This window comes from Streptomyces sp. AM25, assembly GCF_058146165.1.
In genome coordinates this window covers 195810-208162 of record NZ_JBKIWN010000015.1, presented here as the reverse complement: position 1 = coordinate 208162, position 12353 = coordinate 195810, and the positions used below count along the sequence as shown (strand labels likewise).

Annotated in this window: 11 protein-coding genes; 5 read left to right on the top strand and 6 right to left on the bottom strand. The window is 72.7% G+C overall.

From position 1 onward, the window contains the following. Positions 1 to 109 precede the first annotated feature (109 nt). Positions 110 to 5104, bottom strand: a complete 4995-nt coding sequence (scy, locus tag ACLHRZ_RS21515) for a polarized growth protein Scy (protein ID WP_490420119.1) — start codon at positions 5102 to 5104, stop codon at positions 110 to 112. A gap of 160 nt (positions 5105 to 5264) precedes the next feature. After that, complete coding sequence (mce, locus tag ACLHRZ_RS21510; RefSeq protein WP_490420118.1) at positions 5265 to 5705, bottom strand: methylmalonyl-CoA epimerase; 441 nt, start codon at positions 5703 to 5705, stop codon at positions 5265 to 5267. 173 nt (positions 5706 to 5878) lie between these two features. On the opposite strand from mce, the gene ACLHRZ_RS21505 reads away from it, so the two are divergent. Together ACLHRZ_RS21505 and meaB are read left to right on the top strand one after the other, a co-directional pair. Beyond that, on the top strand, positions 5879 to 7054 hold the full coding sequence (locus ACLHRZ_RS21505) for an acetyl-CoA C-acetyltransferase (RefSeq protein WP_490420220.1): 1176 nt from the start codon (positions 5879 to 5881) through the stop codon (positions 7052 to 7054). Between the two features lie 38 nt (positions 7055 to 7092). Beyond that, the gene (meaB, locus tag ACLHRZ_RS21500) at positions 7093 to 8049 is read left to right on the top strand and encodes a methylmalonyl Co-A mutase-associated GTPase MeaB (protein WP_490420117.1); all 957 of its coding nucleotides are present in this window, start codon (positions 7093 to 7095) and stop codon (positions 8047 to 8049) included. 154 nt (positions 8050 to 8203) lie between these two features. Here the strand turns inward: meaB and ACLHRZ_RS21495 are convergent, their stop codons facing one another. The 4 genes from ACLHRZ_RS21495 to ACLHRZ_RS21480 form a co-directional block, all read right to left on the bottom strand. Continuing rightward, positions 8204 to 8692 (bottom strand): MarR family winged helix-turn-helix transcriptional regulator, encoded by a 489-nt coding sequence (locus ACLHRZ_RS21495; protein WP_490420116.1) that lies wholly within the window; start codon positions 8690 to 8692, stop codon positions 8204 to 8206. An 83-nt stretch (positions 8693 to 8775) separates the two neighbouring features. Further along, positions 8776 to 9564, bottom strand: coding sequence for an AIM24 family protein (locus tag ACLHRZ_RS21490; RefSeq protein WP_490420219.1), 789 nt, complete (start codon positions 9562 to 9564; stop codon positions 8776 to 8778). A gap of 5 nt (positions 9565 to 9569) precedes the next feature. After that, positions 9570 to 10220 (bottom strand): AIM24 family protein, encoded by a 651-nt coding sequence (locus ACLHRZ_RS21485; protein ID WP_490420115.1) that lies wholly within the window; start codon positions 10218 to 10220, stop codon positions 9570 to 9572. Beyond that, on the bottom strand, positions 10220 to 10858 hold the full coding sequence (locus tag ACLHRZ_RS21480) for an AIM24 family protein (protein WP_490420114.1): 639 nt from the start codon (positions 10856 to 10858) through the stop codon (positions 10220 to 10222). Before ACLHRZ_RS21480 ends, ACLHRZ_RS21485 begins: the two co-directional genes overlap by 1 nt. A 183-nt stretch (positions 10859 to 11041) precedes the next feature. On the opposite strand from ACLHRZ_RS21480, the gene ACLHRZ_RS21475 reads away from it, so the two are divergent. The 3 genes from ACLHRZ_RS21475 to ACLHRZ_RS21465 all read left to right on the top strand — a co-directional run bounded on the left by ACLHRZ_RS21475 (position 11042) and on the right by ACLHRZ_RS21465 (position 12305). Then, positions 11042 to 11386 (top strand): DUF3817 domain-containing protein, encoded by a 345-nt coding sequence (locus tag ACLHRZ_RS21475; protein WP_490420113.1) that lies wholly within the window; start codon positions 11042 to 11044, stop codon positions 11384 to 11386. After that, positions 11383 to 11679, top strand: a complete 297-nt coding sequence (locus tag ACLHRZ_RS21470) for an MTH1187 family thiamine-binding protein (RefSeq protein ID WP_171087268.1) — start codon at positions 11383 to 11385, stop codon at positions 11677 to 11679. The genes ACLHRZ_RS21475 and ACLHRZ_RS21470 overlap by 4 nt, the downstream gene beginning before the upstream one ends. Before the next feature lie 95 nt (positions 11680 to 11774). Next, positions 11775 to 12305 (top strand): MarR family winged helix-turn-helix transcriptional regulator, encoded by a 531-nt coding sequence (locus ACLHRZ_RS21465; protein WP_490420112.1) that lies wholly within the window; start codon positions 11775 to 11777, stop codon positions 12303 to 12305. Positions 12306 to 12353: the final 48 nt, after the last annotated feature.

Here is a 12353-nt window from a genome sequence, read left to right as displayed (position 1 = left end):
AGAGACCGGTGAGGTGTTAGAGGGAATCCTAGGGGTGTGAGCGGCGTGTCATCGAGTGGACGATGGTAGACGGTTGGGAAATCCGGAAAATGCCCCCTCGATTGAGTGGCTACTTCTCGGACTGCTTGCCACCCGATCGAGTAGCGCCGACACCAGCCGCCGCCTTCACCCCGCCGTCCTTGGAGCCGCCTGCCCCAGGGGACTCAAATGATTCCAACGCCTCCAACACGTCCTGGACACGGGAAATCTCCGCATTGATGTCCTCGCGCCGGCGGGCCAGCGCCTCCAACTCCCGCTTCGCGTCGTCCAGAAGGCGCGTGGCCTCCTCCGTGGCCTCGGTGCGCAGGCGATCCGACTCGCGTACGGCGGCGGCCTTCTTCTGCTCGGCCTCCTTCAGGAGACCCTCGGCCTTCTTCACCGCGGCGATACGGACCTTGCTCGCCTCGCTGCTGGCGTCGGAGAGCAGCTTCTTCGCCTTCTCCTCCGCCTCCGAGAGCTGGGACGTCGCCGCGGCGACGAGCTTGTCGCAGCGCTCGCCCGCCGACTGCATGGCCTCCGCCGCCTCCCGGCGCGCCCGGTCGTGCAGCTCCTCGACGTCGCCCTCGATGCGCGAACGCAGCTCCTCGGCCCGGTCCCTTATGGCCGTCGCGTCCCCGCGCGCCTCGGCGAGCAGGGTGTTGGCGTCCGTACGGGCCTGCTCGACCAGCGCATTGCCCTCGCCGGTGGCCTCCTTGACGAGCCGTTCGGCCTCCTTGCGGGCCGCGGCGACCATCGTGTCGGCCTGCTCCTCGGCCACGGTGGCCGTCAGGACGGCCTCCTCCTGGGCCTTGGCGATGAGCGCGTCCGCCTGCTCGGCGGCCTCGGTGCGCCGCTGGGCGGCGGCGTCCCGCGCCTCGTCCACCGTGCGCTCGCCCTCGGCCCGCGCCTCGGCGCGCAGCCGCTCCGCCTCCTGGACGGCGTCGGCCTTGATGCGCGCGGAGTCCGCACGGGTGCTGTTGGCGTTCTCCTGCGCCGCCGCCAGCGCCTCCGCGGCCTCCGTGGCCATCCGCTCGGCCTCGGCCGTGGCCTCCAGCACGAGCGCGTCCGCCTGCTCGGCGGCCTCCGCACGGCGGGCGCCCGCGGCCTCGCGGGCCTCGTCCAGGGTGCGTTCCGCCTCGCGGCGGGCGGACTCCAGCGCCTCGGCGCCCTCGGCCCGCAGACCGTCGGCCGCCTCACGGGCCTCGTCCAGCGCCCGCGCGCCGTCCGCCCGCAACCGCTCGGCCTCCGCGTTCGCCGCGGCCACGGTGCGCTCCGCCTGGCCCTCGGCCTCCGCACGGTGCGCGTCGGCCCGCTGCACCGCCTCGGCGAGCAGCTCCTCGGCCTGCTGCGCGGCCTCGGCCCGGTGGACCTCGGCCTCCTCCTTGGCCGTGGCGACGATGAGGTCGGCGTCATCCTGCGCCGAAGAGGTCAGCTCCGCCGCCTCGTTGACGATGCGTTCGGCCTCGGCGTGCCCGTCGGCCCGCATCTTGTTGGCGTCCTCGCGGGCCTGGGCCCGGGTGCGGGACGCGTCCTGCTCGGCGGCCGCCAGCGCGTCGGAGGCATCCGTCCGCATCTGCTGGGCCCGTGCGGACGCGTCCGCCACCAGCCGCTCCGCCTCGGCCCGCAGCCGCTCCGCCTCCGCGGCGGCCTCGTCCAGGGCCTGCTCGGCCTGCTCCTCGGCCTCGGCCCGGTGCACGTCGGCGTCCTTGCGCGCCTGGTCCACGGTCCGCGCCGCCTCGGCCCGGAGGGCCTCCGCGTCCGTGCGGGCCTGCTCCAGGGCGCCCTCGGCCTCGGTGATCAGGCGCCGGGCCTCGGCGGTGCCCTCGGCGATGAGCTCGTCGGCCTGCTCGGCCGCCTCGGTACGGTGCGCCTCGGCGTCCTTGCGCGCCTGGCCGAGGGTCTGCTCGGCCTCGGCGGTGAGGCGCCGGGCCTCGGCGGTGCCTTCGGCGATGAGTTCGTCCGCTTGCCCCGCGGCTTCGGTGCGCAGGACGCCCGCTGCCTCGCGGGCGTCGTCGACGGTCTTGGCGGCTTCCGTGCGCAGCCGGTCCGCGTCGTCCCGGGCCTGTTCGAGCGCGGCCTCGGCCTCGTCGACGAGACGTTGCGCCTCGGTCCTGCCTTCGGCGATGAGTTCGTCGGCCTGTCCCGCGGCTTCGGTGCGCAGGACGCCCGCTGCCTCGCGGGCGTCGTCGACGGTCTTGGCGGCTTCGGTGCGCAGCCGGTCCGCGTCGTCCTGAGCCCGCTCCAGGGCGCCTTCGGCCTCGGTGATCAGGCGCTGGGCCTCCGCCGCACCCTCGGCGATGAGCTCCTCCGCCTGCGCGGCGGCCTCCGTGCGGTGGGCGCCCGCGGCCTCGCGGGCCTGGTCGAGGGTCTGCTCGGCCTCGGCCGTCAGACGCTGGGCCTCGGCCCTGCCCTCGGCCACGAGCTCGTCGGCCTGGCTCGCGGCGTCCGCGCGCAGCGCACCCGCCGCCTCGCGGGCCTGGTCGACCGTGGCGGCCGCCTCGGCGCGCAGCCGCTCGCCCTCCGCCTCGGCCTCGGCGCGCAGCGCCGCCGCCTCGGTGCGGGTGCGGGACGCGTCCTCGTCGGCGCGCTCGCGCTCGGCGTAGGCCTCGGCGCGGACCCGGTCGGCCTCGATCTGGGCCTCGGTGACGGTCCGTTCGGCATTGTGCTCGGCGGCCGAACGCAGGCCCGCGATCTCCTCCTCGGCCTGCTCGTGCAGCCCGGCGACGGAGTCCCGCACCTGCTGTGCGGTCTGCTCGGCGGCGGCCACCAGCTCCGAAGCGCGCTGCTCGGCCTCCTCGACCAGCTCCCGTGCCTCTTCCTGCGCCTCCGCGACCCGCTTGCGCGCCGACGCCAGCAGCTCCTCGCTCTGCTCGCGCGCCGCCTCGCGCTCGGCCTGCGCCTCCGTACGGGCGTCCCCGAGCGTCTCCTCGGCCTCGCGGCGCCGCCGCGCGGCCTCCTCCTGGGCGGCGGCCAGCGCCTCCGCGGCCTCGGCGGCAGTGCGCTCCGCGGCCGCGTTCGCCTCGGCCCGCATCCGGTCCGCGGTCTCCAGCGCCTCGGCCCGCAGCCGCTCCGCCTCCGCGCCGGCCTCGCTGAGCAGCCGCGCACCGGCCTCCTCGCCCTCGGCACGGGAGGCGGACGCCTCCTCCGCCGCCTCGGCCCGCAGCCGCTCGGACTCCTCCTCGGCCTGCGTCTGCAGTGCACGGGCCCGCTCGGCGGCCTCCGTCCGCTGCCGCTCCGCCTCCTCGGCCGCCTCCCGGCGCAGCCGCTCGGCCTCCGTACGGGCGTCGCGCAGCGCCGACTCGGCGGCCTCCACGCGCTGTTCGGCCTCCGTGTGCAGGCGCGTCAGCTCGGCGGCGGCCTCCTCGCGCCGCGCCTCCGCGGCCCGCTCGGCCTCCTCGCGCAGCTGCCGCGCGGCCTCGGCGGCCTCGGTACGGGTGCGCTCGGAGTGGTCCTCGGCCTCCTCGGCCATCTCCTCGGCCTCGGCACGGGCCTGCTCCAGGGCCTCCTCGGCCTGCTTGCGCAGGGCCGCGGCCCGCTCGGCCGCGTCCGTACGCAGCCGCTCGCTGTCGGCGGCCGCGGCGGTGCGCGTCTCCTCCGCGTCCGCCTTGGCCTTGGCCAGCAGCTCCTCGGCGGTGCTGGCCGCCTCCTCGATCTGCTGCAGCGCCTCGCGGCGGGCCTCGCCCCGGAGGCGCTCGCCCTCGGCCACGGCCTCGGAGCGCAGCTGCTCGGCCTCGCCGCGCAGCCGCCGCGCCTCCTCCTGGAGCTCGACCGTCCTGGCCCGGTACTCCTTGGTGTCGTCCTGCGCGGCGCCCTTGAGCTGCTCGGCGGTGTCCGCGGCCTCCTCGCGCAGCCGCTCGGCCTCGGCCTCCGCCTCCTTGCGGATCCGCTCGGCCTCCGCGGCGGCCGCCTTGGTGGTGGCCTGTGCGTCCTCGGTCGCCTTGGACAGCACCTCCTCGGCCGTGCGCGCGGCCTTGGCCAGCTGCGCCGCCGAGTCCTCGGCCACGGCGCTGCGGGCCTTCTCCGCGGCCTCGGCCAGCGCCCGTTCGGCCGCGGCGGCCGCGTCGTCGCGCAGCTGCTGCGCCTCGGCCCGCAGGGCCTCGGACTCCTTGGTGGCCTCGCTCACCAGCCGGGCGATCTCCGCCCGGGCGGTACGGGTGCGCTGCTCGTTGTCCGACTCGGCCTCGGACAGCCGCTTGGCCGCGGCGTCCTTCGCCTCGGCCAGCACCTTGTCCGCCTCGGCCCGCGCCTCGCGCAGCGCCGCGTCGGCCTCCTGCATCCGCGCCTCGGCGGTGCGCGTCAGCTCCGTCGCGGTCGTACGGGCCTGGTCGCTCTCGGTGCCGGCGGCGGTGCGCAGCCGCTCGGCGTGGTCGGTGGCCTCCTGTGCCTGCGCGGAGGCGGCGGACAGCAGCCGCTCGGCGTCGGTACGGGCCCGGCGCAGGATCGCTTCCGCTTCGGCGCGGGCCTCCTCGGCGGCCGCCCCGAGCCGGCCGCGGGCCTGCTCGGTCAGCACCTGGGCCTCGGTGCGGGCGGCCGTCAGCGACTGCTCGGCCTCCGCCCGGGACTCCTCCAGCAGCCGGCGCGCCTGCGCCTCGGTGCGCGAGCGCAGCTGCTCGGCCCAGGCCACGTTCTCGTTGACGTGCGACTCGACGGTCTGGCGGCGCTCGTTGAGCTCCTCGTCCAGCCGCTGCCGGCGGGCCACCGCCTCGGCGTGCAGCTCCGCCTCCATGCGCGCCTGCCGCTCGGCCTGCTCCTGCAGCAGCCGCTGCGTCTGGGCGCGGGCCTCGCGCACCTCGCGCTCGGCGTCGCTGCGCAGCTGCTCGGCCTGGATCTGGGCGTTGCGCAGCAGCTGTTCGGCCTGGTAGCCGATGTCGCCCGTGTCATAGGCAGGGCGGTGGGCGAGGCTGCGGCGCGCCTCGTGGAGTTTGGCGCGCAGCACCTCGACCTGGTAGCCGAGGTCGTCGGCGTGCTGGACCGCCTTCTCCCGCTCGGTCTTCAGCCGCTCCATCTCGGCCTCGAACTTCGAGAGGTGGTCGGCCTCGGCCCGTTGACTCTCCTGGCGCTCGTAGCCCCGCACAGCGCGGTCCATCCGTCCCCTGGTCGCGTCGGCGGCCGGCCCCGTCATGCGTCGTGGTGGAACCCGGAGCCCGCCCTTCCGAAGAAATGGTGTCAGATCATCGGTACAGCCTGGTCCGGGGCCCACCCGTACCCGGCCGGACCTGCACTCTACCGGCCGGGGAAGGAGAGGGTCAGTGCTCCGCCGCGGGGCGGGGCGCGGAGGTGACCAGTTCCGTCAGCACGCCGTGACAGTCCTTGGGGTGCAGGAAGGTGATGCGGGAGTCCATGGATCCGCGGCGCGGCTCGTCGTAGAGCACCCGGATCCCCTTCTCCCGGATCGCCTCCGCATCGCCGTCCACGTCGGCGGTGCCGAAGGCGATGTGGTGGACGCCCTCGCCGTTCCTGGCCAGCCACTTGCCGACCGCGGAGTCCTCCCGGATCGGCTCCAGCAGCTGCAGGTAGGAGGCCCCGCCGTCGGAGGTCCCGTTGATTCTCAGCATGGCCTCGCGGACGCCCTGTTCCTCGTTGACCTCGGTGTGGAACACCTCGAAGCCGTACGTGGCACGGTAGAACTCGACAGATGTGTCGAGGTCGAAGCAGGCGATCCCGATGTGGTCGATGCGCGTCAGCATGAGTCCAGTGCACCGCTCGCACGCACCGTCACGCAACGTGCGCGCGATCACATCTTCTGCCCGATGACCCGAGGGCAACCCGTCAGTACATTGACGGAAACCATCGTTAACCTCCTCCGCTCAAAGGGGTCGCGCCCATGTCCGGTACGAACGGGAAAACCGCCGCCACCTCGGTGATCGTCGCGGGTGCACGCACGCCCATGGGCAGGCTGCTGGGTTCGCTGCGTTCGTTCTCCGCAGCCGACCTCGGCGGTGCGGCCATCAAGGCCGCGCTCGACCGCGCGGGCATCGGCGGCGACCAGGTGCAGTACGTGATCATGGGGCAGGTGCTCCAGGCCGGCGCCGGGCAGATTCCCGCGCGCCAGGCGGCAGTCAAGGCCGGCATCCCGATGAACGTGCCGGCGCTGACCATCAACAAGGTGTGTCTGTCGGGCCTGGACGCCGTCGCGCTGGCCGACCAGCTCATCCGCGCAGGGGAGTTCGACATCGTCGTGGCCGGCGGCCAGGAGTCGATGACCAACGCCCCGCACCTGCTCCCCAAGTCCCGCGAGGGCTACAAGTACGGCGCCGTCGAGATGCTCGACGCCATGGCCCACGACGGCCTGACGGACGCCTTCGAGAACATCGCCATGGGGGAGTCCACCGAGAAGCACAACACCCGCCTGGGCCTCCGCCGCCCCGAGCAGGACGAGTTCGCCGCCCTCTCCCACCAGCGCGCCGCCGCCGCCCAGAAGAACGGCCTCTTCGAGGCGGAGATCACGCCCGTCGAGATCCCGCAGCGCAAGGGCGAGCCGGTGCTCTTCAGCAAGGACGAGGGCATCCGCCCGGAGACCACGGCCGAGTCGCTCGGCAAGCTGCGCCCCGCGTTCGCCAAGGACGGCACCATCACCGCCGGCACGTCCTCGCAGATCTCCGACGGCGCCGCCGCCGTGGTCGTCATGAGCAGGGCCAAGGCCGAGGAGCTGGGCCTGGAGTGGATCGCCGAGATCGGCGCCCACGGCAACGTGGCCGGCCCCGACAACTCCCTGCAGTCCCAGCCCTCCAACGCCATCAACCACGCCCTGGGCAAGGAGGGCATCGAGGTCGCGGACCTCGATCTCATCGAGATCAACGAGGCGTTCGCGGCCGTCGCCGTGCAGTCAATGAAGGATCTCGGGGTCTCCCCGGAAAAGGTGAACGTCAACGGCGGGGCCATTGCACTCGGTCACCCCATCGGCATGTCCGGCGCCCGTATCGTGCTGCACCTCGCACTGGAGCTGAAGCGGCGCGGCGGCGGCACCGGCGCGGCGGCGCTGTGCGGCGGCGGCGGCCAGGGCGATGCGCTGATCATCCGGGTCCCGGGCAACTGACCTTCTGAACCCGACGGATCCGACGGAACGGAGCAGTCATGGCGGACGTCCCCGCACTGGTCGAGCAGGCACGGGAGGGCCGGCCGCGTGCCGTGGCCCGGCTGATCTCACTGGTGGAGGGGGCGTCGCCGCAACTGCGCGAAGTGATGGCGGCGCTCGCCCCGTTGACCGGCGGGGCGTACGTGGTCGGGCTCACCGGCTCGCCGGGCGTCGGCAAGTCGACCTCGACCTCGGCCCTGGTGACCGCCTACCGCCGGATGGGCAAGCGGGTCGGGGTGCTGGCCGTGGACCCGTCCTCGCCCTTCTCGGGCGGCGCGCTGCTGGGCGACCGGGTCCGGATGTCCGAACACGCCTCGGACCCGGGCGTCTACATCCGTTCCATGGCCACCCGCGGCCACCTCGGCGGCCTCGCGTGGGCCGCCCCGCAGGCGATCCGCGTCCTGGACGCGGCCGGGTGCGACGTGGTGCTCGTCGAGACGGTCGGCGTCGGGCAGTCGGAGGTGGAGATCGCCTCGCAGGCGGACACGTCCGTGGTGCTGCTGGCGCCCGGGATGGGCGACGGCATCCAGGCCGCGAAGGCGGGCATCCTGGAGATCGGCGACGTGTACGTCGTCAACAAGGCCGACCGGGACGGCGCGGACGCGACGGCGCGCGAGCTCAACCACATGCTGGGCCTGGGCGAGGCCAGGGCGGCGGGCGACTGGCGCCCGCCGATCGTGAAGACGGTCGCCGCCCGCGGCGAGGGCACCGACGAGGTCGTGGAGGCGCTGGAAAAGCACCGGGCGTGGATGGAGGAACGCGACGTCCTCGCGGACCGGCGCCGCCGGCGGGCCGCGCACGAGGTCGAGACGATTGCCGTCACCGCTTTGCGGGAGCGGATCGGGGATCTGCGGGGGGACCGGCACCTTCCCGCTCTGGCCGAGCGGGTGGTCAACGGGGAGCTGGACCCGTACGCGGCGGCGGACCAGCTCGTCGCGGGGCTGACGGGGGAGTAGGAGGCCCCGGCCCCGCCCTTTCGCTGTTTCTTGGGGGGCAAGCCCCCCGGCCCGTAAGGGGCGCGGGGAACTGCGCGACCAGCCACGGACGGCCCGCAGACAACCGGGAGCTGGGGGAGGCGAAAGAGTGGGACCGGGGCCTCCTACTCCCCGCTCACACCCGCCCCCGCGTCTCCCGCAGATGCTGCGCCACCGGCGTCAGCGAGCCGTGCAACGCCTTGAGCTCCTCTGTCGGCAGCAGGTCGATGAAGTGCTGCCGCACCGAGGCGACATGGTGCGGTGCCACCTTCCGCATCGTCTCCCACCCATGGTCCGTGAGGACCGCGAACAGCCCCCGCCGGTCCGACTCGCAGTTCTCCCGCCGCACCAGCCCCGCGTTCTCCATGCGGGTGATCTGGTGGGAGAGCCTGCTCTTGGACTGCAGAGTGGCGGTCGCGAGATCGCTCATCCGCATGCGGTGGTCCTTCGACTCCGAGAGGTTGACCAGGATCTCGTAGTCGTTGTTGGTGAGGCCGAACGGCTGCAGGTCCCGTTCGAGCTGGTGCATCAGGAGCCGGCTCACGTCCAGGTGAGTGCGCCAGGCGCGCTGTTCCTCGTCGGTGAGCCAGCGGGTGCCGTTGTCCTGGGTGTCCTCGGTGTCCATGAATGGATTCTACCTAAGAAGTTGAATGTTTAATTAATAATGAGAGGTCATGCGTTCGACCGTCACACTCCGCAGAGTACCGCTCACAGCCCGAAGCGGCGCTGGAGGTCCCACAGCTGACCCGGCAGCCGCCCTGTCATTGGCTGGTTTCCGTGGTTGCCGGGCTGCGCGTGCGGCACGCCCTCCTGCTCCGGTGCCTCCTCGCCCACGGGCCGCTCCTCCATCAGCTGCTCGGTCGACTGCAGCAGCACCGTCCCCGCGCCGGTGAACTCGAACTGGTGCTCCTCGCCCGAGGTGCCCCCGAGCCCGGTCAGCCGGCGCACCCCGCCCATCACCCCGCGCAGGTAGTGGCGGTCGTAGTGGTGGCACGGCGACGGGCAGTCCGCCCACCCCACCAGCGCCTGCGGGTCCACCCGGATCGGCGGCTCGGCGAAGACGACCGGGCCGTTGGAGGCGGCCACGAACTTGCCCGTGCCGATGAGCGTCAGGAAGCCGGGGACGATCGACTGCTTCAGCGCCAGCGTGGGCTGGAACGCCAGCAGGTTCCCCGAGCGCACCGTGAGGTTGCCGTCCTCCAGGTCGTAGGAGTTGACGTCGAACGCGCGGTCCGCGAGCACCATCTTGCCGCGGCCCTCGGCCACCACCCAGTCCGAGGCGTGCAACGGGGAGTGGAAGCAGGCCGCGACCAGCCGGTCCAACGGGCCGTGGCCGATGCCGTGGAAGGCGATCTGCCCGTAGTAGGCGATCATCTTCCCCTTCTGCAGGAACCACTGTCCGTCGAGCTCCACGGAGAAGGCGTACGGATTGACGTTGTCGTCCGCCGGCAGGGAGTGCGCGTCGTGCACGGCAAGGCCGTCGGCATAGCCGTTCACAGGGTTCACAGCTTCTCCTCCGACGCCTGGACGTACACCGTGCCGCTGCCCGACAGCTCCAGCTGGAACGCCTCGCCCGAGCCGCGGCCCACGAATTCGCGCCAACCGAGCGCCGTGGACAGCTTGTTGCGCACGTCGCCGCGGTGCGCCACGTAGGCCTGCGGGTCCACGTGCACCGGGCGGCCCGGCACGATCGGCAGCTCGATGAAGCCGCCGTGCGCCATCACCGCGACGGCGCCGTGCCCTTGGAGGGTGGTGGTGAACAGGCCCTGCCCGGTCACCTGGCCGCGCACCATGCCCATCACGCCGCCCTGCGACCCCATGAACATCGTGCCCTGCTGCAGTGTGCCGTCGAAGGCGAGCAGCCGGTCGGCCTCCACGTACAGCGTCTCGCCGGACAGTTCGATCACGTGGCAGTGGTGGCCGCCGTGGCCGAACATCACCGTGCCGTGACCCTCGACGGTCATCAGCGGCGTGGCCTCGTTGGCCACGCGGCGGCCGATCATCCCCGTCACGCCGCCCTGGCCGCCGCTGATGCTGGGGGTGAAGGAGACGTCGCCGCGGTAGGCGAGCATCGCCCCGCGCTGGCTGAACAGCCGCTGCCCGGGCAGCACCTGGGCCTCGACCATCCGCGAATTCAGGAGGCGGAACGGCATCAGAGGTCACCTCCGATCGTGTTCCGCTCGCTGGGCTGGACGTAGACGAGCCCGTCGCCCTCGAAACGTATCTGGAACGCCTCGCCCGAGCCCTCGCCGATGAACGTGCGGAAGTTCACGCCGGACTGGAAGTGCTGGCGGAGGCTGCCGGTGTGCGCGATGTACGCGCCCGGGTCGACCTGCAGGGGCGTCTGCGGCGTGACCCGCAGGGCGATGGCGGTGCCGTCGGAGAGGATCGCCGCCCGGCCCGTGCCCTCGACGGTCGTCGTGAAGAAGCCGTTGCCCTGCGAGGCGCCGCGGAGGCCCGTGAACGTGGTGCCGGTGCGCAGGGAGGCGTCGGTGCAGAGCAGGTTGCTCGACTCGACGTGCAGCGTCTCGCCGTGCAGCGCCACGAGGTTGATCTCGCTCGCCCGGTCGGCGAAGTAGCAGGTGCCGTGGCCCTTCACCTCCATCACTTCCATCTGCTCGCCGGTGAGCCGGCGGGTCACCATGCCGCGCAGGCCGTCACCGCCGCCGGTCATCTTCTTGAACGTCATCTCGCCCTCGTACGCGACCATCGAGCCGTTCTTGGCCTTGACCGCATCACCTGCCACGTCGACAGCGAGGACCTTGCTCCCCTGGAGCCGAAACTGAGCCACGCGCCAGACGCTATCGGCAGGACATACCGCTCGAACAGGCCCCTAGGTCACGGAAACTCCCGGTGAATCCACCGCCGGACCCGGATCCTGTGATCGATTTCCGGGCTGCGACAATGGTGAGCCGCTTGTGAATACCGTCACAAGCGGTGACCGATCCGCCACTGTGACCGAAGGTGCGCCCTCGTGGACATCAAGACCGCCGAATCCCTGCGCCGGCTCCGACTGGTCTCCGCTCCGGAGGCCGTCTCCTTCCTGCTCCTGCTCCTCTGCTCCGTCCTCAAGCGGACCACCGACTTCAACGCGGTGCCGGTGATGGGCGCGGTGCACGGCATCCTCTTCATCCTCTACGTGATCTTCTGGATCGACGCCTGGAACAAGACCAAGTGGCCGCTGAAGCGCGCCGCCCTCTACTTCGTCCTCTCCGTGCTGCCCACCGGCGGCTTCTTCGGCGACCGCATGCTGCGCCGCGAGGGCGAGGCGAGCGTCATCGCCGCCCGCGCCCGCAAGGAGGGTATGGTCAACGCATGATCGTCGCCTTCTCGGTGAGCCCGCTGGGCGTGGGCGAGGACGTCGGCGAGTACGTGGCCGACGCGGTGCGCGTCGTGCGCGAGTCGGGCCTGCCGAACCGCACGGACGCGATGTTCACGTCCGTCGAGGGCGAGTGGGACGAGGTCATGGACGTCGTCAAGCGCGCCGTCGCCGCCGTCGAGGCGCGCTGCGGCCGGGTCTCGCTCGTCCTCAAGGCGGACATCCGCCCCGGCGTGACGGACGGGCTGACGTCGAAGGTCGAGACGGTCGAGCGGTACCTGGCCGAAGGCTGAGGACCGGGCCGAGGGCCGATGGCCTGCGTGGTTCCCGTCGTCCCGATATGCGGATGACGGGGGCCGGGCCGCGGGCGCCCCGATAGGCTCGCCCCGTGGCCAAACCGCTCAGTCTCCCCTTCGACCCCATCGCCCGTGCCGACGAGCTGTGGGAGCAGCGCTGGGGGGCCGTGCCCTCCATGGCCGCGATCACCTCGATCATGCGCGCCCACCAGATCCTGCTGGGCCAGGTCGACGCGGTCGTGAAGCCGTACGGTCTGACCTTCGCCCGCTACGAGGCGCTGGTGCTGCTGACGTTCAGCAAGGCCGGAGAGCTGCCGATGTCGAAGATCGGCGAGCGGCTGATGGTGCACCCCACATCCGTCACCAACACCGTCGACCGCCTGGTCACGGCCGGTCTGGTGGACAAGCGCCCGAACCCCAACGACGGCCGCGGCACGCTCGCCTCGATCACGGAGAAGGGGCGGGGGGTCGTGGAGTCCGCGACGCGCGACCTGATGGCGATGGACTTCGGCCTGGGCGTCTACGACGCGGAGGAGTGCGGGCGGATCTTCGACCTCCTGCGCCCGTTGCGGGTGGCGGCCCAGGACTTCGCCGAAGCCGAAGCCGAAGGGGACACCCCCTAGGGATCCGGCGCGGCGGGGGCGGCGAAGATCGCCCCGGAACATACGGTT